A 21680-nucleotide genomic window follows, 5' to 3' on the forward strand; every position below is an offset into this window, starting at 1 on the left:
CTGACTTTTGAAGCAGAGTTACTTTTTCGCATCCGCTTGATCAATACTTTCCAACAATCCTGTGGCTTGACCTATGCTATTTACCTTATCAATCATCATCATGCGCTTACCTTTTATCTCCTTGAAGTGACACTTTCTTGGATTAGAAGCTACATAATTGAGTACTCGATCAAAACTCATACTCTTGTAGTAAGCACTTTGCGTATTCGAAACAAACTGTAATTGCATCATACCCTGTTTTAGGATAATCTTCTCGCATCCTAAGTGCTTACCAAGTCTACGCAAACGTACCACTTGCATGAGCTCTTCACCTTCATGAGGAACAGGACCGAAACGGTCTATTAAGCGCTTCTTATATTCTTCCAAAGCCAGATCATCCTCTATCCTATCCAGTTCACGATACAAGAGCATACGTTCACTACTTCCTGGAACATAATTATCTGGGAAATACATTTCCAGATCACTTTCCAATGCACAGTCGTCTACGAAATCATCTCCCGATATCTTATCATTGCCACCTGCTATCTCATCAGAATACAGGTCCTGAAATTCATCATTCTTCAACTCTGTAATAGCCTGGTTCAAAATCTTCTGATAAGTTTCATAACCTAAATCAGCCATAAATCCGCTTTGCTCAGAACCTAACAAATTACCTGCACCACGGATATCAAGATCTTGCATAGCTAAATTGAAACCACTACCTAATTCAGAGAATGTTTCCAGTGCCTCCAATCGACGACGAGCATCTACACTCAGTACACTCTTAGGTGGGGCAAGCAGATAACAGAAAGCTTTTCGGTTACTTCTACCTACACGACCTCTCATCTGATGCAAATCAGATAAACCGAAATGATGAGCCTCATTAATGATAATCGTATTGGCATTGGAAATATCGATACCGTTAGCCACGATAGTGGTTGAAAGCAAAACATCATAATCATAATTCATGAAACCCATCAAGATTTCTTCCAGTTCATCGGGTTTCATTTGTCCATGACCTATTGCTATTCGAGCATCTGGCACATATTTATGGATAAGATTGGCTATTTCCTGCAAATTGCTGATACGATTATTGACGAAATAGACCTGTCCATTTCTACTCATTTCGAAATTGATAGCATCTGCTATAACCTCATGACCATAAGTCGTCAATTCGGTATGAATAGGATATCGGTTTGGTGGTGGAGTGCGCATGATGCTCATATCGCGAGCCCCCATCAATGAGAACTGCAACGTACGAGGTATTGGTGTCGCCGACATCGTCAACGTATCAACATTCGTTTTGATTTTACGAAGTTTTTCTTTTGTTGATACACCAAACTTCTGTTCTTCATCGATAATTAACAGTCCTAAATCGTGCCACTTAACATTCTTACCTATCAGTTTATGAGTACCGATGATAATATCAACCTTACCCGCCTCCAGATTTTCCAGTACGGCCTTGGTAGCTTTCGCAGACCGTGCTCTTGAAAGATACTCAATGGTAACCGGAAAACCTTCCAAACGCTTTTTAAACGACTGATAATGCTGATAAGCCAATACTGTAGTAGGAACCAACACAGCTACCTGCTTACCATCGCACGCAGCCTTGAAAGCTGCTCGCATAGCAACTTCAGTCTTGCCAAAACCGACATCGCCACAGACAAGTCTGTCCATCGGACGATCCTTTTCCATATCAGCCTTTACTTCTTGCGTGGCCTTAGACTGGTCTGGCGTATCCTCATAAAGGAAACTCGCCTCCAACTCATGTTGCATATAGCCATCCTTAGAATAAGCAAAGCCTTTTTCACGTTTACGCTTAGCATAGAGTTTGATAAGGTCTCGGGCAATATCCTTGATCTTCTTCTTTGCCTTCTCCTTCATCCTATCCCAAGCACCTGTTCCGAGGGTTGAAAGACGTGGCGGCTCACCCGTTTCACTACTTCGATACTTGCTTATTTTGTATAGACTATGAATAGAAACATCTACTTTATCATTATTTTTGTAGATAATACGAATCATCTCCTGATAGCTATTACCTACCGGAACACGAACGAGACCGCCAAACTTACCTATACCCAAATCGACATGCACGATAAAGTCACCTGGCTCCATTTCCTGTAGCTCCTTCATCGTCAGGGCCATTTTACCGGCACGAGCAGCATCACTCCTAAGGTTATATTTATGGAAGCGATCGAAAATCTGATGGTCAGTAAAGAAACACATCTTAAGATCGTCATCAGCGAACCCCGAATGTATCGTCTTATCAACCGGTTCAAAGACAATACTCTTAGCTCGAGGATTATCCATATCTGCGAAAATATCCTTCAAACGCTGCGTCTGTTTGGCACTATCAGCGAGAATATAGATATGATATCCCTTAAGAATATAGTCTTCCAAATTTTGAACAAGCAGGTCAAAGTTTTTATGGGTCAAAAGTTGGGGTGTAGTATGAAACTGTAGAGTTGCTCTAGAAGATACTTCTTGAGCATCAGCATCCTGACGCCTCATTACCTCTGCTGCATTGGGCCCGAATTCTACACGCTGAAACGCTACGACATCTCTCAGGAAAGTACTAGCCGTGACCAGATTATTATCCTTTTGCATATCACGTATAATTTGGGCTTGTTCTTGTTCTGTTGCCCCCTCCATACGCTCTGTCATGGCCTGAGAAGAAAAACCTTCTTGATAAGTATTATCTATTGTATCATGCACATACGATAGATTTTTCATAACCAGAATACTATCCTCTGGAAGGAATTTGAGAAACGAAACTTTTTCCGTTTGCGATTGGGCTAGTTCCGGTACAATTTCGATTTCAGTTTTTCTGTCTTTAGACAACTGATCTTCCACCTCGAAAGTACGTATGGTATCTATTTCATTACCAAAGAAGTCTATACGAAATGGATACTCGCAACTATATGAATAGACATCTATAATACTGCCTCGCACAGCGAACTGACCAGGCTCATATACATAATCATTTTCCTCAAATCCGAATGATCTCAATTGCTGCTCAAGCTCAGACAATACACACGTCTGCCCTGCTTTAAGTTTTATGATATGATCATCCAACCGCTTTTTTGAAACGACCAGTTCTGCTATTGCCTCTGGGTATGAAACGACAAAAAAAGCATCAGCAGAAGAAGCACTTAACTTGGCGAGAACTTCCGTTCGCAAAATTTCATTACCGCTATCACGTTGTCCATATTTGACAGCACGACGATAACTTGAAGGAAAGAACAACACCTGCTCCTGCCCCATAATCTGAGTAAGATCGTGATAGAAATAACCAGCCTCATCATTATCATCAAGTACGAACACCACCGTACGCTTCAGTCTTGACGCAATTGATGAAAAAAGAAGCGGAACAGAAGAAGCAACAAGGCCCTCTAGAAAAAGTGACTTGATCGACTTCTTCTTAAATAAATCAACTAAGGCAGACGCCTGGGGCAGTCTGCCATAAAGTTTTTGTAATTCTTGTATTGACAAAATTATTCTTTAATTTTTGGATATTTACGGAACCATCCGTCAAGACGCAAACGCATTACTCCAAAGAAAGCCTCTCCAAAAATACCTCCACTCATCTTGCTGGTACCTTCTCGACGATTAACAAAGATAACAGGTACTTCCTTAATCTTGAAGCCAATCTTGTAGGATGTAAATTTCATTTCTATTTGGAATGCATAACCCTTAAAGCGAACGAGGTCTAAAGGTATAGTCTGCAATACTTTGCGCTTATAACATACAAATCCTGCGGTAGTATCATGCACCTTAAATCCTGTTACCATTTGTACGTATCGACTAGCAAAATAGCTCATCAACACACGCCCGATAGGCCAGTTGACAACATTAACACCACTGACATAACGAGAGCCGACAGCTACATCATTACCGTCATCATGGCATGCTGCATACAGTCTTGGCAAGTCATGAGGATCATGGCTAAAATCGGCATCCATCTCGAAAACATATTCATATTTCCGCTCTAAAGCCCACTTAAAACCAGTAATATAAGCTGTACCCAAACCTAACTTACCACTTCTCTCAATGATAAATAATCTGTCGGAAAATTCCGTTTTCATCAAATGATGTACAATCTGTGCTGTTCCGTCAGGACTGCCATCATCTATAACCAAGATATGGAAAGGCTTATTCAGACCAAAAACAGCCCGAATAATTTTTTCTATATTTTCTTTCTCATTATAAGTTGGTATAATTACGATACTATCGCTTTCCATTTTTTCTCTATATAATTAATATAACCTATATATTTCGTTGAATGCAAAGATAAGTATTTTCCCTCAATTATTGATCGGGATTTTCAACAAATCCTTGATATTTAGGTTCAAGTGCTGACATAATAACCTCATAACTCTTATCCATCTGGTTTTTTATATTATCAGCTCCCTTTCCTATAGGCTCTATGGGTTCATGTATTGTCAGCTTCATCGGATGCCAGAAAACCCAAAAGAGATCTTTCATTCGCGGCTTAATATTGAAACTGCCATTAATAGTCAGTGGGCACACTGGAAGCTGAAGTTCATCAGCCAGCATAAAGGCTCCTCTTCGAAATACACCCATGTGTCCTGTAAAGGTTCTTGCCCCTTCAGGGAATACCACCAGCGACATGCCTTCTTTCAGAACTGACTCTGCCTGCTCATACGATTTTCTGATTTTCTTTGGACCACTCTTGTCCAAAAAGATATGATGAGCATACTCACAAGCCACACCGACCAATGGTATTTTACGAATAGCTTTTTTCATCATCCACTTGAAGTTTCGATTCAAAAAACCATAAATCAGGAATATGTCAAATGCACCTTGATGATTAGCTACAAAAACGTAACTTTGATTTTCGACAAGATGCTCTCTTCCTTCCACTTTTACCGGGATAAACAGTAATTTTACCACAAGCCAAGACCAAATTTTTCCTGGATAATATCCCCAAAAATGTCCATCACCCAACCAACATCCGATACACGTAGACAGAGATGTCAAGATACAGAGGACAAGAAAAATGGGTAGAAAAATGAATAACTGATAAAGCCGATATAAATATTTCATCATTAAGGAACTACTGATTATTATAAATTCGTTATACTACTTTTTCAATCGATGCAATGTGATTACTGCGATTTCAGGAGTCGTCCCTAAACGAATAGGTACAAGTCCTCCTAATCCTGCTGTCACATAAATATATTTACCTTCTAACTGATGCAAACCATAATCTTCCTTATAAGATAGCATCGTTGGACGCATTCCGAAAAGACTGATTTGACCGGCATGCGTGTGCCCACTAAGGGTAAGCTGCGGTACTGGTATACCCTGTCCATGAACCAAATGCTCTTCCCAATAAAGAGGATTATGCTGAAGGGTTATCACAAAAGCCTGTTGTGGAATTCCAGCATAAGTCTTTACTCGATTCACATAATTGGTAGTATCATCTGCTTCTTTTGCTTCCCACTCTTCACCTGCAATAAACAAGGAATCTTTTCCTCGCTTAATGATACGATGTTCATTGAGCAACAGATCCCACCCCAAACTTCTCTGCAAAGCTTCATGTTTCTGTACACGAGCATCCATCTCTTTACGAGGACCTCGCATATAGTCACTATAATCATGGTTTCCCATTATGCTCATCACTTTGGTATGTCCCCCATTGGTTAATTCTTTATACCAATCAGAGTGATATGTAATTTCTTCTGGTGCTACATTCTGCAAGTCACCAGTAAATACAATAAGGTCTGCATGTTGAGCTTTAATACTGTCAATATCTCTACGCAAACAGTTATCCATATTGTGATTAAAAGTGCCCACGTGAGAATCGCTGAAATGAACAATCTTATACCCTTCAAACGATGCTGGTAATTGTTCAAAGTATAAATCGATATGTTTTACCTCCAAGCGACGAGGTCCTATTGTTAAGCCATATAGAAATGCTCCTGCTGCCACAACGGCCAGAACTGGTCCTATCAGATTACCACGATTCTTATGGGTATGGTGGAACTTACAATGTTGCCAACCCAAAAATGAGCAAACGGCCATAACAAACTTTGGCACAAGTAATATTCCAACAAGAAAAAGATAAACATAGAGCCAACGCACATCTTGAGGAGCAAAAGCTTTAATGCTCGCTAACCCTATCGTATAAGCTATCATCAGAATACCGGGCATCCACCACAATAATCTTTTCCATCCAGACATACCTTTGCGATAACGCAAATAATGCATATCATAATATAAGTCTGAGAAGACTATCATTAGAAGTATCGGTATAAATATTTTAGCTATCACTACTATTTATTTTTAAATTATAGATTACAAGAATAACTGACTATCTTAACGCTTCAGAAGACTTGCCTGAAGAAACTTTCGTACCAATTCTACTGGTAGTCCTCTACGATGCGCATAATCTCGGAGTTGATCTTCTCCGATTTTTCCTAAATCAAAATATCGCGATAAGGGATGTGCAAACATAAACCCGCTAACGCTAGCATGCGGGGTCATCATGCCATTCTCTGTCAACCGGATTCCAACTTGCTTCATATCCAACAGTTTATCCAGTATAAAGTTTACACTTGTATCTGGCAGTGAAGGATATCCAATAGCCGGACGAATACCCTGATATTCTTCATTATGTGTCTGTTGCATCGTCAACTGTTCATCAGGTGCATACCCCCAATAATGACGCCTTACCTCTTCATGCATTTTTTCAGCTGTACCCTCAGCCAAACGGTCACAGAGTACCTGATGCATCATCTTGAGATAAGCATCATCATCATTACCCTTTTGCAGTTCTAGAGATACCGTTGTACAGAATAAGCCTACTACATCTTTCTTGCCCATGGACAAGGGATATACAAAGTCTGCCAAACAGAGATTAGGTTCTCCCTTACGTTGCGGACGCTGCTGTCTTAACATAGGAATTCTCTCCCCTCCTACGATCAAATCATCACCATCACTATTAGCCGGCAATAATTCGAAAAGGGCATACGTATGATAATGCCCCTCCCAAGAAGCTAAAATTCGTTCAGCATCAGCCTGCAATTTATCCTTTTCAGCCTGAGGTTTACCCGTCAAATTCCAGGCATGAAAAAAATAAATCCAGTTGATATAAGGAACAATATCCGATATATTATATTCTAATTTCAAAATAGGATATCTCTTTAAACTTTACTTTCTGAATTCGATTTCTTCTGCTCGATAATCAGTATCAAACTTACCCTGATTATAAACCAGATGCCCATTACAAAATGTCTGCTGTACTTGCCAATTAAAGGTTTTGCCCTCTAAAGGACTCCACTTACACTTGCTTTGTATCACGTCCTTAGTTACTGTCCATGGACAGTTTGGTTTTACTATCGTAATATCAGCCTTATAACCTTTACGCAGATAACCACGATCCTTCATCTGGAATAGAGATGCAGGATGATGAGCCATCAATTCTACCATTTTCTCCAGACTTAGGATACCCGCATCTACAAGTTCAAGCATAGAGACCAATGAGAATTGAATCATCGGCATACCCGAAGCAGCTTTGATACATCCACCCTGCTTATCCTGAAGCTGATGAGGAGCATGGTCAGTACCAATGGTATAAATCGTACCATCCATTAAAGCGTGTCGAAGTGCATCTCTGTCCGCTTTCGATTTTACTGCAGGATTACACTTCACGAGAGCTTTCTTGGTAGCATAATCCTCATCACTAAATACAAGATGAGCAATAACAGCTTCACCTGTAATATTCTTATGATCAAGCAGAGCTAATTCTTTTGCAGTAGAAAGATGTGCGATATGGAGATGAGCACCACTTTCACGAGCCAACTGAACAGCCAATTCGCTACTCTTACTGCAGACTTCTTCATCACGGATCACCGGATGATATTTCACATCAGGATCCTCGCCATACTTGGCTACTATTTCTGCCATATTTCGGCTAATCAACTGAGAGTCTTCACAATGAGTCATGACGGGAAGTCCCAATCGTGCCGATTCTTCAAAAACGGCTTTCAAGGCCTCCATCTTGTCCACGAGCATATTACCCGTGCTGGCACCCATAAAAAGTTTCACACCAGGAACACGATGTATATCCAACTGTTTCAACAGTTCTACATTACTATTCGTTGCCCCAAAGAAGAAACTGTAATTTACATGACTTTTCTGCTTACCGCGTGCGAATTTATCATCAAGAGCTTCGAGCGAAGTCGTCTGAGGATTTGTATTAGGCATATCAAAAAAAGAAGTAACTCCACCATAAGCAGCAGCTCTACTCTCACTTTCGATATCAGCCTTTTGGGTTAATCCAGGCTCACGAAAATGCACATGTTCATCGATAACTCCTGGCAAAACGACACACCCCGTTGCATCTATAATATCATCATAGTTACCACGGGGTGCACAGTTGCCTTCGAAAATATCTTCAATACGGTCATTATTAACTATAAGGTCGCCCCGAAAAGAGCGACCTTCATTGACTATATTACCATTCTTAATTAATATTGTCATCTTTGCGAGATTAATTCGGTTATTGTACAGCCTGAGCTTCAGGAGCCTGCTGAGAAGGTTGAGCCAGTTCGTTTGGCGTGATACCTTCTGTCGGTACAGGCGCCAGCGGTTGTTGAACAGCACCTGCCTGTGGCATAGGATCTCTCATACCATTCATAATTTCCTGATTTTCCTGAGCCTTTTGATAGTAATCTTTTACATACGTATCATTCTTAAACTTATCAGTAGCCTTACTCATGATATCTTCAATCCACGGAGTAAGTTGTGGATATTCATATCCTATTGTTACAAGAAGGAATACACCTGGACCAAGAACATTATCAAAGTTACTCGTTACGAAGTTAGTAATCAGTTTATCCTCTTGCTCTGAAATACGTAATGCCTCCTGATTAAGTCTCTGATTAACAGCAGCCATATTTCTACCATTCATAATAGCCTGATCATGCTGATGAACTAACTCTGCCTCCTGATTTTTAAGTTGATTGTATTTATGAAAGAACTTATACAATTTATCATTCAACGGTGTACCACTAGCAATCTGCTGAGCATCATCTATTTTTACAGTGATATCACCATCTTCCAATACGAGTGGAAGAATGTTTTCATTATCCATGAAAATATTGGCCATTTTCGCCGAATCCACATTGCCAGCAAAATGAAACTGTCCATGTACAACATCACAAGAATCTATATTAACAAATGATGTATCCTTAAGTATCTTAAGGTAAAGCATACGTCCATCTAAAGTAGAAACATTAGAAGAACCCGTGATGTTATATGAGTTAGCACATGATGCCAAGGTCAATACAGAGAGAAATGCGTATAAAATTTTATTCATAAGCGTTTTTTCATCGTTTGTAGACAAAGGTACGGTAGATTTTTTGACTACAAAAATTATTTTATGCTATTTAATTTATTAGGTATCATTTTAGTTTTTTTTCGCAAAATCAAGCCTCCTCTTTTTTCAATTCAGAGCTCATACGATGTGTCGTATACACTTCGAGTATGGCTGCTATCAGAAGAAATACGACCCATTTATTATAACAATATGCGATATAACTCTGATAATTATCAAAAAGATCTACGAAAAAGTGATTGGCTGTATCTACCATCGAGATGCCAGAAATGATAAAAAACAAATCGGCGATACCCTGAATTCGCTTGAGACGCTTCATCACCATACTGGTACCCTCATAAGTTTGCATCATCTGCATCAACGTAAAAAAGACTGTACCACACAGAAATATCCATGATGCTATGTCTTGTCTAATCTGAAATGCAAAGAGACCTGCACCTATAACCATGAGTACACCTCCAAAAAGAAATAGGGCACTTTGCAATTTACTCAGCTGCTTCATTTTGTTCTTGCTCTTGTTCTTCTAAAGATTTTTCCTTAGGCTGGTCATCACTCAACACAAAGATATCCTCATCGTCAGCTTTCATAAAGTAGTCTTCTCGAGCTACTCGTTCTATCGCTTTCGGGTCGGTCTTCATATCGTTCAATTTCTTGGAATCGTGTTCATATTCTTGATTATAACGATCTATCATATCTTGTAATTCGCTTATACGTACTTTGTTTTTTATAATTGCACGAATACTATTCTCATCGAGAAAACCTACGATAAGAACACCGATGACGATCGTTATAAAATACTTATAATGAGCGACAAATGCTAAGATATTGTTAAGGCGATTGGCCATTATTCCATTATTATTGTTTGCAAAGATAATACTTTTTTGTATCTTTGCATCATCAATCTGAAAAAAAATGGAAGAATATATTGTATCGGCACGTAAATATCGCCCGATGACATTTGCCTCAGTTGTGGGTCAGAGCGCACTCACCACGACTCTGAAAAATGCCGTAAAGAGCAAGAAATTAGCGCATGCTTATTTGTTCTGCGGTCCGCGAGGTGTCGGGAAAACGACATGTGCCCGTATCTTTGCCAAAGTCATAAATTGCGAAAATCCGAGAGAAGATGGTGAAGCTTGTAACGAATGTGAGAGTTGCAAGGCTTTTAATGAGGGGCGCTCATACAATATCTTTGAGCTTGATGCTGCCAGCAACAATTCGGTAGAAAACATCAAGTCTCTGATGGAACAAACCCGCATTCCACCTCAGGTGGGTAAATATAAGGTGTTTATCATCGATGAGGTTCATATGCTTTCTACGGCAGCGTTCAACGCTTTCCTCAAGACTTTGGAGGAACCGCCTGCTCATGTTATCTTTGTCCTTGCAACTACAGAGAAGCATAAGATTCTGCCTACTATTCTTTCTCGCTGTCAAATATATGACTTCGAGCGAATGACGGTACCTAATACCATCGCTCACCTCAAACAGATTGCTGATAAGGAAGGTATTACCTATGAAGATGCCGCTCTCGAAGTGATTGCAGAAAAAGCTGACGGCGGAATGCGCGATGCTTTGTCTATATTCGACCAAGTAGCCAGTTATAGTCAAGGTAATATTACCTACGAAAAAGTGATTGCCGACCTGAACGTTCTCGACAGTAATAATTATTTCAAACTGACAGACTTGGCGCTTGAGAATAAGGTAAGCGATGCGATGCTTTTGCTTAATTCTATTCTTGAAAAGGGATTTGATGGCAGTCATCTTATCAGTGGATTGGCTCAGCATATACGTAATGTGATGATGGCCAAGGACGAGGTTACCCTGCCACTTCTTGAAACTAGTGAGCAACAGAAAGTAAAGTTTAAGGAACAAGCTAAACGCTGTCCTTTACCTTTCTTATATAAAGCGCTCGACTTGATGAATCAATGCGACATTCATTATCGGGAAAGTTCCAGCAAACGATTGTTAGTAGAACTCACTCTGATTCAGATCGCACAGATTACTCAACCAGAAGACAAGGATATACCCAGTGCGGGGCGTATGCCCCATAGATTAAAATCCCTGTTTAAACATATCATGAGTTCTCAGCCTAAACCTGCTCCACAGGTGGCGGGGGCTGAGCAAAGACCTATTACTGCTTCTCGTCATCAGGAGCGTACTTCTCCTATTGCTGTTACAGCTACAATCAAGTCGCCTGCATCAGCTCATGCCGGCCAGCAAGCTGAACCACAAAATTCACTTGCCAATGGTTCTGTTAATCCATCTATAGCGGCTCACTTTATTAATTCATGGAAAAATCTTCAACAGAAGCCTGAACAACAGAATTCTATTGTTGCGCAAGAAATAAAAGCAGCAGAAGAGCTCAAACAAAGTCAGGAAAAAGGTGAGCAGAATGTATTTACACAGGAAGATGTTGAGCGCGACTGGATGATTATGTGTAATCGTATGATTCTATATCCGCAATACATGGGTATTGCAGCCCGTATGAAGAATATGATACCTAAAATTGTCGATTTTCCGAATATCGAACTCGTTGTCGATAATGCTTTTCTTATAGATCAGATTGAGGAAGTTAAGAATCGCATCAAGGCTACAATGATACAATTGCTTCATAATGCTGATGTCAGTTTTACCATCAGACTGGCGAAAGCCGAAGAGGCGGGTAAGATTCTTACCAAACGGGAAGTATTCGAGAAAATATGTCGAGAACGCCCGGCTATAGAGCGACTCCGCAAGAGTCTTAATCTTGACTTAGCATAATATCAAATAGTAAACGGGGAAATCCAAACTGATGGACTTCCCCGTTTTATTTTCCTCCCCTCTTCGAAAATAAATCAAATCAATTTCATACCCATTTCTTCGCATTCCTGGCGCATTTCTTCCGGCCAAATACTTGCCTGAATTTCGCCAATATGAGCTTTATGCAAAAGAACCATGCACAGACGACTCTGGCCAATACCACCACCGATACTCAATGGCAACTTGTCCTCGAGAAGCTGCTGATGGAAATATAACTTTTCACGTTCTTCCTGACCTTCTAACTTCAGCTGACGAAGCAAACTCTCCTTATCTACACGAATACCCATAGAGCTCAACTCGAAGCTATGACCCAAAACAGGATACCAAATCAAAATATCACCATTCAAGCCTGCCTTACCATTCTCTGCTACCGTGCTCCAATCATCATAGTCTGCTGCACGACCGTCGTGCTTTTCGCCATTGCTTAATTTAGCACCGATACCTTCGATAAATACAGCACCATATTTTTTACAAATAGCATCCTCACGCTCTTTAGGAGTAAGATCAGGATACATCTGCAACAAATCTTCACTATGTATGAAATGAATATCGTCTGGCAAGAAAGGCTTAATCTGTGGATAAGTTTCACAGGTAAGATATTCCGTACGACGAATAGCGCCATAAATACGTCGAACCACACTCTCAAGGAAAGTAACATTACGCTGAGGAGCATTAATTACAGCTTCCCAGTCCCACTGGTCTACATAGAGAGAATGTAGATTATCAAGTTCCTCATCCGCACGGATAGCATTCATATCAGTATAAATACCATAACCTGGTTCAATACCATATTCTGCCAATGTCAAGCGCTTCCACTTAGCAAGAGAATGAACCACCTCTGCTTTTGCATCACCCAAATCTTTTATTGGAAATGTAACAGGGCGCTCTACTCCATTCAGGTCATCATTAATGCCCAAACCTTTTAACACAAAAAGTGGAGCAGTAACACGACGAAGACGAAGCTCGGTAGAAAGATTCTGCTGAAAGAATTCTTTAATCAATTTAATACCTTGTTCCGTTTGGCGCATATCGAGGAGCGCTCTATATCCCTGTGGTTTAATCAGATTACTCATATTTTGATTTTTAATCTAAATTTCTTTTATTTGCGATGCAAAGATAGTACTTTATTATTAATTTGCAAGCAAAACAGAAGATTTTTTAGCAAAACGTATTAGAAATTAGTTATTATGTTACTATTTGTATTATATAATTCGAATAATTGCATTATTTTATGAAAAAAACAATTATTTTTGGACAATTCAAATATTTGTTGTACTTTTGCAAAAGTTATCACTTGATAGCTATCCAATATGGCTCCGTAGCTTAGCTGAATAGAGCGTCAGATTCCGGTTCTGAAGGTCATGGGTTTGAATCCCATCGGAGTCACCTTATTACATATTACATATCGCATCCTTCTATTTTCTGATTATCAACTTTTATCCGGCTATCTTATTTCTAACAATATCATAAACAGAAATAAATGTCGTTAATCTCTATTTTTGAGTCAATATCAGTAGCATATTCTGCCTGATTATTCAAAATGATATCAAGTAAGGCTATTAATTGCATTAATGTATCTTCATGCTCTTCAAAATCTATCAATTGTTCGAGGTGACCATCAACTAAATCCCTAAAGATAAAAGTATGCTATTTTCCACTCGTAAGTATGCTATTAATCCTTCATATCTATGCTATTAATCACTCGTAAGTATGCATTGAATGATCACGTAACCATAGCATCGAATACTACAAGTATAAAAAACAGCACAACTTCCTAATTAATAAGTCATTACATATTAGCCATAAGCCTCATATTTACCCTCAGATTTAAAGTTCCTGAAAAAAATGCAAATCTCATGATACTTTTTGTAAAGTATTTAATTAATAATTATCTTTGTACCGATTTCTAAAGACATCAGTATGAAGAAGTTAACAGTTATTCTCATGGCAGCCACTCTTTGTTGTGGATGCGTATCACAAAAGTCATCAACAAAGGTTGAGCGATTCGAACAAGATGCCCAACTGATACAAGCGGCTCTCAATGAACATAAATTCACCGTGGAAGTTGATCACGTATATCCTTCCCGCTTTCCAGCTCAACACTTAGATTATGGCTACGAGATCACCGTTCGTAACGACAGTCTGATTTCTTACCTTCCCTATTTTGGGCGAGCCTACAGTTTACCGTATGGTGGTGGTAAAGGATTAAATTTTAAAGCCCGTATATCACAATATCAAACTAAGCGAATCAAAAAAGATTTGACCCGAATCGACTTGACCGCGCAGAATGAAGAGGATATTTACCAATATCAAGTGGAAATATTCGATAATGGTTCTGCCGATATCCAAGTCTTATCACGCCAACGTGAGTCTATACGATTTACTGGGACTTTTAAAAAATAGTCCTAACATATCCCCTTTTGAGCTCATAAGCCCTATTTTTTCAAGAAAAAACACTTTTTTGACGAAAAAACTAAAAATAATTGGATAAAAGTTTGGCGGTTTCGAATAAAAGCTCTATCTTTGCACTCGCTTTTAAGAAGTAAGGGCGTTTAGCTCAGTTGGTTTAGAGCATCTGCCTTACAAGCAGAGGGTCGGCGGTTCGAATCCGTCAACGCCCACAAGAAAGGACTTTGAATAATTATTCAAGGTCCTTTTTATTTTACTAGAACTCCACTAAAAGAATAGCCCCGTTCTCTAGCGACAACAATATCTTGCAAGCTAATTCAATATACTTAGGCATTCTTTTACTGGGTCTACATCCAGATAAGAAGACAAATTCGCTATCATACTCTACTCCTCTTACCTTACGCTGTTCATAGCTCAGATGCACGGAAGAGTAACAGAGTTTAATAAACTCTGAAAATCAACCCTTCCACAGCTTGTTTCGAAATTTAATTTATAAGAAATCTATCTATTATCATTATTCATATTTTTTGTCTACATTTATATAGATATCTTTTTTATTAGATTTCTTTCCTTTATTGAAATTATATGTAAATGACAAAAGGACCTTTTGCACATCTATTTTTTGATATGTCGTAATCGTCTTTTTATCAGAACAGATATATCTTTCATCATCCATCTTACCAAATGGATAGACATAAATAAGATATAGTTTCATCCGCTTATTGACTTTATAAGTCAACTGAGCCAAATTCGTATTTGACGGTTTAATATATCCATTATAGCTTAACTGCTTGCCATTATGTATATATTGTAATGTAATAGCCCATTTTTTTGCCAAGCTCCAATAACTTACTAATTGCCAATCAATCGTGTTTAAACATTTGTTATAATAGCTATTTTCTGAGATGTATTGTCTATAACCACAAACATTAGCGTTTACTATCCACCAACTGAACAGATTATCAGAAAAAGACAATTCTGTTCCCCATTCCTGATATTTCTTCAGGTTGTCATTATATACAAGAGAACCATCCAGATAGTTTTCTTCCATAGAAACAATTTTGTTCTTTATTCGCTTATAGTAAGGAGTAAGCGACACATAAAGATTTCCCTTAGAGAAACTATACTCACATGATATTTTATCGGTTCTAACTGGTTTTAAATCAGGTGTTCCCTTTGAATAAATTCCTGGTGTTTCTTCCTTTACAAAAGGCAAGAGTGACCATAAAGTAGGCTCTTTAATGTGTGAAGAATACCTACATGACTGTCACAATTATTCACAAAGGTGTAAAATTCGCCGTATTTGAAAAGAATAAATCAGAAATAGGCGATTGATGAAAAACCAATCGCCTATACCCAAGAGTGTCACCTTCCTACTGTCTGACTAGTATACAAGGCAAGTGAATTCACAGATAGGACTGCAGAAATCTTGGAGCTGCTGTTCCTGCTGACTGGTTCGAACTGATACAGGAGCTGTCTCGATGCGCTCCTCAAGGTTCTCCATGTAAGCCTGATCAAAAAGATCGTTGTTCACTGACTTGATAACATTCTTTTTCATAATTGTAATCATTTAATTAATGAATAGGGTTATTAGTATACAAGGCAAGTAAAACTACAGATAGGACTGCAGAAATCTTGAAGCTGCTGTTCCTGCTGATTGGTTCGAACTGATACCGGAGCTGTCTCAATACGCTCTTCAAGGTTCTCCATGTAAGCCTGATCAAAAAGATCATTGTTCACTGACTTGATAACATTCTTTTTCATAATTGTAATCATTTAATTAATGAATAGGGTTATTAGTATACAAGGCAAGTGAATTCACAGATAGGACTGCAGAAATCTTGGAGCTGCTGTTCCTGCTGATTAGTTCGAACTGATACCGGAGCTGTCTCGATACGCTCTTCAAGGTTCTCCATGTAAGCCTGATCAAAAAGATCGTTGTTCACTGACTTGATAACATTCTTTTTCATAATTGTAATCATTTAATTGTTAATGTTTTATTTGAAGTACTTCTTATTATTGTGATAGACTTTATTGACGGAAGTCTTGAATAACTCCCTCACAAGTTTACAACTATGCGTCTTGGCTTTCTGCGGGCAACCACCACGGCACAAAAAAACAAACTTGCACTTTGAGCAGGATTCCTTCTCTGAAACATTGTGAGAATGAATCTCCTCGAGATTAGGGAAGAACTCAACCCCATTCTTACCGTATTTTCCGACCACCTGACTCCCATCGCCTACTCGCTCCCAACAAGCGTAGATATTATGATATGGGTCGAGCAGATAAGAATTGGAAGGTGCACCGCAATACGTAGGCTGCAACATCAGGCGCTGGCCTTTGGTGATGGAATCGGAAATACGCTTGTAGAAACCTTCATCCTCGAAGTTGAAATCCGGATGTTTCTCGTAGACGTCGATATAGTCCTTATGAGACATGTAATTGACTTCCCTAGCCTTGTCATCTTTCTCTTTCAAGTCATCTAGATAATCATAAATCAAGGCACTGTTGAGCTGGAACAATGGATTTTCGTAGAAGCCTTTTTTCTCGAAAAGTTCATGGAGGACTTTAATCTTGCCAATATTCTCGATATTTGTGTTCATTCGAATGGCAACCTTGCATCCCTTATTCAGAGCCAATTCTACATTAGATAGAATCTTGTCGAAGGTTGGGATACCATCTTTATGGATGCGAGTGGTGTTGTGCTGATCACGAGGACCGTCAATAGTGATTTGCAAGGCTCCCAACTTATCTGGCCCCAGGATGTCCTCATAGTTCTCGAGTTCAAAACCATTCGAGATGGCTGCAAATCTATATCCCAAACCGACACCTTTATTTACAATATACTTGACTATCTCTTGATTCTTCTTTAGCAGTGGCTCACCTCCATAAAGGAGCAGTCCCTGATATCGTTTTTCCTTGACTGGCTCAATGGTCGCCAATGCCTCGTATGCCTCGTCAACGATTTCTTTGGTAAAAGCCTTCTGTGACCAATCCTTTCCAAAGTTAGAGATTCTTGATTCATAACAGTATGGACATCTAAAATTACAATTATATGTGATGAGAAAACCGAAGCACTTGATACCTGTGAGGTTCTGCTTATGAAGCAGATTAGCCTGATTCTTTACATGCTGGATTTCCTCCTCTGGAGTCTTGTCCGTGATATAGCCACGCTTGTTCAGAAGATCGTAATTCTCTTCACCAAAAGGAAAGGTTTCACGATCCAAAGAATCCTTGTTACTCTTTAAATAGGTAGCCAATTCACGATCGATAAGGTCGAGCGCACCTGTGTAACCATGCACTAACATGTTCTTGTTCTCATCCAAGATTTCAGTATCAATCATATAATTTGATAATCTTGCCATAACTTACTATTTTTATAATTAGAAACTTTAAAACTGCTTTTTACATCAAACTGTGTTATCAGTTATTTTCTGATGACGATGCAAAGTTATGAATGAAAAAGATAATTAAAAAATTTTACTCGTTTCAAAAGTGTTTCAAATGAATGTAACACACTATGACACAGGTTTATACATATTTCTGAAACTTTATTTTTTTGAAACATATTGTAATTTTATATCTGCTACCATTAAAAGAACACAAACAATGTATCCCAATATCATTTATAATACTGGGAAGAGAAAAAGACATGCTGAGACTAGGTCATGAAACAGAAGACTCATTCTATATAAAAAAAAACTCCCAATATCACTGAGGATATTGGGAGGTGCAAACAAAGAATCTCATGCAATAGGATATCTTTTAGACTTATTTCATGATGGAACTTGGATAAATTCTGCTAGAGTTGTTGCCTTCTGGATTCACCTTTTTTCCGACATTCAATCGCCAAGCAACTTTCAGGTAAGCATTTGCTTGCTCCATCTTGTCGAATGTGGAGCGAGTGTAACCATAATAGATGTCGGAATAGGTCGACTTTAGGTAATTACGTGGAGAAAACAGGTTGTTGCCTCCAACCTCCAGGAGCCATCGTCCTATATTATATTTAGCATTGATACCCCATCTAAAGAAATCCTTTTCTTCGATTCCCGTATTCTCGAGGCGATTCTCCTTCATCTTTCCATAGACATTGAGCATCATGTTCTTATATGTATATGTGACATCGAGTCTCACCCTCCATGTATCCTTGTTCTTGTCAAGATAGCCATTGAAATCATTGTGGATATAAGCAAGCTCCGATTTCAGTGCGAGAGCACTGGTAATGTTCCAAGTACCAAAGAATACGGCGAGATACTGATGAAGGTCAGCATCAGAGGTATATGTAGAAACCATGACATTGTCTTCGACAACGAATCGTGGAACCGCCAGATGCATATAAGTGTTGTTGATGAGCATCAACTGGTAATTGAAATTCTTCAAGAACGCATTATAGGCGAGGCCGACATTGTAGATGCGTGTGATATTCTGCTCTGCATTTCCCCGATGCTGAAGGAAAGGATTCCTACCAAGGCTAACCTGGTTGAAGGTGTTCAAGGTAGGGAAACTGTTGCCCACGTTGGCGTTGAGAGTGAAAACGTGACTCTTGAACGGAGTGTATCGTAGTGTGACGCTTGCCCTTGGCAGCAGCTTGCTGGTCTTAACAGCCCCCTCTAAACGATACAAGAGCCATGACGATCCGGCCTGGAGGTTCAGTATGAGACTCTTGCTGAAATTATTCATATAGCCCGCCTGGAATATTCCCTCGTTCGAATAGAAGCGCTGACCAAGGTCGATGCTTCCCGTATATCGGGCGTTACTCCTCGTGTAATTGTCTGTCATCAGTAGGCTAAACTTCTGAGTCTTGACCATTTTACTATAGCTGACGAAGTTTTTCCACTGCCAGATATCCTCTTTGACATTGGAAAGGAAACGATAGTCTTCTTCCTGGATGTCGCCACCGTAACGGTTGTTTCCATAAGAGAAATCCACATTCACCGACAGCATCTGGCCTCGACCTAAGATAAAATTGCCAAAAGCGTTGACCTCGGGATAAAAGCTACGTGAAGAGCTGCCATCGCTCAGGATTCGCGATGACTTATCCCCAGAATCGTCAACAGTAACCTTTCCTGAAATCACCTGAAAAGGATCTTCGTTACGCACCATTGATACCTTGACACCCAGATTATAAGTTCTTGCAGACTTCGTGACATTGAGCTGAAGATACTGGTTATTATTTTTGTAACGATTACCTAGAATATCCGTGGAACGCAGAATGCTACGGCCAGGGAAAGCATAGTTCTCCCACTCATGTGAACCTGCATTGCCAAAGTTAGAAAGATCATTGCCGGCGAACAGGCTTATTTTAGAATGTTCGAGGTTCCATTGCGCTGTGGCATTAAAGGTATTCCTCATATAGCCTATATACTGCGTATCATCAAAAGCATAGTAAGCACCACTAGTGCTTGTACGGGTGATGATGTTCAAAGAGACAGGGTCGTTAATAAACTTGCCCGAAGGGATGTCGATATAGTCTATGCGAACGATGGAACTAGGCTTGATATTTCTTAGCTCTGCATCATTGGCCTTCTCGCCATTAATGTAGATAGCAACCTTCTGTCCAAGCCTGGTAACACTTCCACTTCGACGATCCACGTCAAGACCAGGAATCATTATGCCATAAATGACATCATAGCCATCAGTAGATAGCTTCAACTGTCCTTTCTGGGGAATTATCGTCATACCATCGTTCTTCTTGATGATTTTGTCCGCCTTAATCTCAACGGCGCTGAGGGTAAAGGTGCTGTCCTCCATATGTAGTCTTAAGGAATCACCTTGTTGCTGTGCATCTGCATCGGGAACCACGACAAAGAGCATAGCTACAGCTGCCATAATTTTCTTGGAACTGATATACTTGATATTTGCTATAAGTTGTGCTATGAACATTTTAAAGATGGAAAAATATGTAATGGCTATACATGCCATGAAAATCAATTGTGGAATGAGATATGAAACAAACTCCCAGTTGACCTCATCTGAGGAAATACTGGAGAGTACCTGCTGATACCAGTGAGGTATGTTTTGAACGAAATGCCAAGTGAACATTGGCATCCAGAAAAACAATACAAACCCGATGAACAATATCGAGACGATAGAATACACGATCGAGACGTAGCGGGTAGACTTGGAATAATACATGAAGGCAGGCTTCTCACCACCACTTTTTCCAAAGAGACGCTTGATACAATACATAAGGTACTCGATACCTTTTTTGCGCAGATTAGGAACTCCCAACAAGTCAGACAGTATCCAATAGCCATCGAACTTGAAGAGCGGGTTGAGCACCAATATGAAATTCAAGTTAAACGAGAGCAGGATATATGCGAGAAGATCGTTTCGAGTAATGTTATAGACTATATAGATAGGTATAAGGAGAAGCATCTGAAAATAGACGCCACCAAGGTTGACTACGATACGCTTGCCACGGGACAGATGCCAGACGTTGGACACGTCTGCATAAAATACCAACAAATTCAAGTACACGCAGATGCCAATAGCTCCTGGAGGGAGGTTGTAGTAACAACAAGCGGAGGCATGACCGAACTCATGAAAGAGCGTGGATAGTAAGATTGCAACATATACCACCACCAGCGTCGTGAGGTTCACCTTTTCAAGCGTCAGGTATTCTCCTCCCGTGGAGAATAAGAATGCCGTGAGTAGGGCAAAATTGATTGCCAGTACAACATAATAAAACTTGAAAGCGAACAACGACTTGAGCGAACGGCCAATCTTTGCAACCCTTATCTTGTCGATAATCTCTTTCTTGAAAAGAAAAGGACGTATTTGTGGCTCCTTTTTGCTGTCAGAAAGGATGGCTTCAAACTTTTCGGATAGCTTGAGTTCAAGCTCATCAAAGGACAAGTCACGATGGAGTACTTCACAGAAGTTCTCTACCAACTCGTCCGGCCCCTCTGAGTCTTGCACGATGTCGATCAAAAGCTTGGTGTTGTGGTTTATCGCAAAATTCCTGTCATTGTAAGACAGGATGTATTGCTTCTCCACATGGGAGGAATCCATTTCCTGAACCCTAAATTCTTTGATTTTTTGAACTACATTCATAACAAAAATTTTAAATATTCAAATTTATACAGCAAAGGTAGTTCAAAATCTATCTAAAAAGGAAAAAAGAGCGTTA

17 protein-coding genes, 2 tRNA genes and 1 pseudogene are annotated in these 21680 nt (G+C 39.5%); 4 read left to right on the forward strand and 16 right to left on the reverse strand.

The genetic code is table 11. From position 1 onward, the window contains the following. Positions 1-18: 18 nt before the first annotated feature. The 9 genes from mfd to L6471_RS10950 form a co-directional block, all read right to left on the reverse strand. Positions 19-3471: a transcription-repair coupling factor gene (gene mfd, locus L6471_RS10910; RefSeq protein ID WP_237797322.1), complete on the reverse strand. Its 3453-nt coding sequence runs from the start codon at positions 3469-3471 to the stop codon at positions 19-21. Positions 3472-3473: 2 nt separating this feature from the next. Beyond that, positions 3474-4220 (reverse strand): polyprenol monophosphomannose synthase, encoded by a 747-nt coding sequence (locus L6471_RS10915; RefSeq protein WP_237797323.1) that lies wholly within the window; start codon positions 4218-4220, stop codon positions 3474-3476. A 67-nt stretch (positions 4221-4287) separates the two neighbouring features. Next, positions 4288-5046 carry a lysophospholipid acyltransferase family protein gene (locus L6471_RS10920; protein ID WP_027452971.1) on the reverse strand — a complete coding sequence of 253 codons (759 nt, stop codon included), beginning with the start codon at positions 5044-5046 and terminating at the stop codon, positions 4288-4290. 36 nt (positions 5047-5082) lie between these two features. Then, the gene (locus tag L6471_RS10925; RefSeq protein ID WP_074550176.1) at positions 5083-6276 is read right to left on the reverse strand and encodes a metallophosphoesterase; all 1194 of its coding nucleotides are present in this window, start codon (positions 6274-6276) and stop codon (positions 5083-5085) included. Between the two features lie 45 nt (positions 6277-6321). Next, positions 6322-7134: a vitamin B12 dependent-methionine synthase activation domain-containing protein gene (locus L6471_RS10930; protein WP_006281782.1), complete on the reverse strand. Its 813-nt coding sequence runs from the start codon at positions 7132-7134 to the stop codon at positions 6322-6324. Positions 7135-7155: 21 nt separating this feature from the next. Beyond that, entirely contained in the window at positions 7156-8487 is a 1332-nt protein-coding gene (locus tag L6471_RS10935; RefSeq protein ID WP_237797324.1) for a dihydroorotase, read from the reverse strand. A gap of 19 nt (positions 8488-8506) precedes the next feature. Further along, positions 8507-9325: a DUF4369 domain-containing protein gene (locus L6471_RS10940; protein WP_006281780.1), complete on the reverse strand. Its 819-nt coding sequence runs from the start codon at positions 9323-9325 to the stop codon at positions 8507-8509. Between the two features lie 109 nt (positions 9326-9434). Then, complete coding sequence (locus tag L6471_RS10945) at positions 9435-9845, reverse strand: hypothetical protein (RefSeq protein WP_027452975.1); 411 nt, start codon at positions 9843-9845, stop codon at positions 9435-9437. Then, entirely contained in the window at positions 9829-10188 is a 360-nt protein-coding gene (locus tag L6471_RS10950) for an FtsB family cell division protein (protein ID WP_006281778.1), read from the reverse strand. Before L6471_RS10950 ends, L6471_RS10945 begins: the two co-directional genes overlap by 17 nt. A 67-nt stretch (positions 10189-10255) precedes the next feature. On the opposite strand from L6471_RS10950, the gene L6471_RS10955 reads away from it, so the two are divergent. Next, the gene (locus tag L6471_RS10955; protein ID WP_094448130.1) at positions 10256-12100 is read left to right on the forward strand and encodes a DNA polymerase III subunit gamma/tau; all 1845 of its coding nucleotides are present in this window, start codon (positions 10256-10258) and stop codon (positions 12098-12100) included. 74 nt (positions 12101-12174) lie between these two features. Here the strand turns inward: L6471_RS10955 and asnA are convergent, their stop codons facing one another. After that, positions 12175-13212, reverse strand: coding sequence for an aspartate--ammonia ligase (asnA, locus tag L6471_RS10960; protein WP_027452976.1), 1038 nt, complete (start codon positions 13210-13212; stop codon positions 12175-12177). 239 nt (positions 13213-13451) lie between these two features. On the opposite strand from asnA, the gene L6471_RS10965 reads away from it, so the two are divergent. From L6471_RS10965 to L6471_RS10975, 3 genes are all read left to right on the forward strand, one after another. Next, positions 13452-13525 (forward strand) — tRNA-Arg (locus L6471_RS10965). Positions 13526-14059: 534 nt separating this feature from the next. After that, a complete protein-coding gene (locus L6471_RS10970; protein ID WP_006281775.1) occupies positions 14060-14542 on the forward strand; it encodes a DUF4251 domain-containing protein in 483 nt (160 codons plus the stop codon). Positions 14543-14685: 143 nt separating this feature from the next. Further along, a tRNA-Val gene (locus L6471_RS10975) sits at positions 14686-14760 on the forward strand. A gap of 302 nt (positions 14761-15062) precedes the next feature. Here the strand turns inward: L6471_RS10975 and L6471_RS10980 are convergent. The 6 genes and pseudogenes from L6471_RS10980 to L6471_RS11005 all read right to left on the reverse strand — a co-directional run. After that, a pseudogene (locus L6471_RS10980) lies at positions 15063-15794 on the reverse strand (TonB-dependent receptor domain-containing protein); the annotation flags it as partial. Positions 15795-15932: 138 nt separating this feature from the next. Then, a complete protein-coding gene (locus tag L6471_RS10985) occupies positions 15933-16106 on the reverse strand; it encodes a hypothetical protein (RefSeq protein ID WP_196801578.1) in 174 nt (57 codons plus the stop codon). Positions 16107-16138: 32 nt separating this feature from the next. Next, complete coding sequence (locus L6471_RS10990) at positions 16139-16312, reverse strand: hypothetical protein (RefSeq protein WP_237797326.1); 174 nt, start codon at positions 16310-16312, stop codon at positions 16139-16141. A 32-nt stretch (positions 16313-16344) separates the two neighbouring features. Continuing rightward, positions 16345-16518, reverse strand: a complete 174-nt coding sequence (locus tag L6471_RS10995; RefSeq protein WP_237797327.1) for a hypothetical protein — start codon at positions 16516-16518, stop codon at positions 16345-16347. 27 nt (positions 16519-16545) lie between these two features. Then, positions 16546-17913 carry a radical SAM/SPASM domain-containing protein gene (locus L6471_RS11000; RefSeq protein ID WP_237797328.1) on the reverse strand — a complete coding sequence of 456 codons (1368 nt, stop codon included), beginning with the start codon at positions 17911-17913 and terminating at the stop codon, positions 16546-16548. Between the two features lie 406 nt (positions 17914-18319). Then, positions 18320-21604 (reverse strand): hypothetical protein, encoded by a 3285-nt coding sequence (locus L6471_RS11005; RefSeq protein ID WP_237797329.1) that lies wholly within the window; start codon positions 21602-21604, stop codon positions 18320-18322. Positions 21605-21680: the final 76 nt, after the last annotated feature.

This window comes from Segatella bryantii (assembly GCF_022024215.1).
GTDB lineage: Bacteria > Bacteroidota > Bacteroidia > Bacteroidales > Bacteroidaceae > Prevotella > Prevotella bryantii.

Bases quoted from the DNA above. Each gene is read 5' to 3' on its own strand.
- L6471_RS10920 (WP_027452971.1), bottom strand. From the start codon at position 5,046: ATGAAATATTTATATCGGCTTTATCAGTTATTCATTTTTCTACCCATT.
- L6471_RS10970 (WP_006281775.1), top strand. From the start codon at position 14,060: ATGAAGAAGTTAACAGTTATTCTCATGGCAGCCACTCTTTGTTGTGGA.
- L6471_RS10985 (WP_196801578.1), bottom strand. From the start codon at position 16,106: ATGAAAAAGAATGTTATCAAGTCAGTGAACAACGATCTTTTTGATCAG.
- asnA (WP_027452976.1), bottom strand. From the start codon at position 13,212: ATGAGTAATCTGATTAAACCACAGGGATATAGAGCGCTCCTCGATATG.
- L6471_RS10915 (WP_237797323.1), bottom strand. From the start codon at position 4,220: ATGGAAAGCGATAGTATCGTAATTATACCAACTTATAATGAGAAAGAA.
- L6471_RS10940 (WP_006281780.1), bottom strand. From the start codon at position 9,325: ATGAATAAAATTTTATACGCATTTCTCTCTGTATTGACCTTGGCATCA.
- L6471_RS10995 (WP_237797327.1), bottom strand. From the start codon at position 16,518: ATGAAAAAGAATGTTATCAAGTCAGTGAACAACGATCTTTTTGATCAG.
- L6471_RS10935 (WP_237797324.1), bottom strand. From the start codon at position 8,487: ATGACAATATTAATTAAGAATGGTAATATAGTCAATGAAGGTCGCTCT.
- L6471_RS11000 (WP_237797328.1), bottom strand. From the start codon at position 17,913: ATGGCAAGATTATCAAATTATATGATTGATACTGAAATCTTGGATGAG.
- L6471_RS10955 (WP_094448130.1), top strand. From the start codon at position 10,256: ATGGAAGAATATATTGTATCGGCACGTAAATATCGCCCGATGACATTT.
- L6471_RS10990 (WP_237797326.1), bottom strand. From the start codon at position 16,312: ATGAAAAAGAATGTTATCAAGTCAGTGAACAATGATCTTTTTGATCAG.
- L6471_RS10945 (WP_027452975.1), bottom strand. From the start codon at position 9,845: ATGAAGCAGCTGAGTAAATTGCAAAGTGCCCTATTTCTTTTTGGAGGT.
- L6471_RS10950 (WP_006281778.1), bottom strand. From the start codon at position 10,188: ATGGCCAATCGCCTTAACAATATCTTAGCATTTGTCGCTCATTATAAG.
- L6471_RS11005 (WP_237797329.1), bottom strand. From the start codon at position 21,604: ATGAATGTAGTTCAAAAAATCAAAGAATTTAGGGTTCAGGAAATGGAT.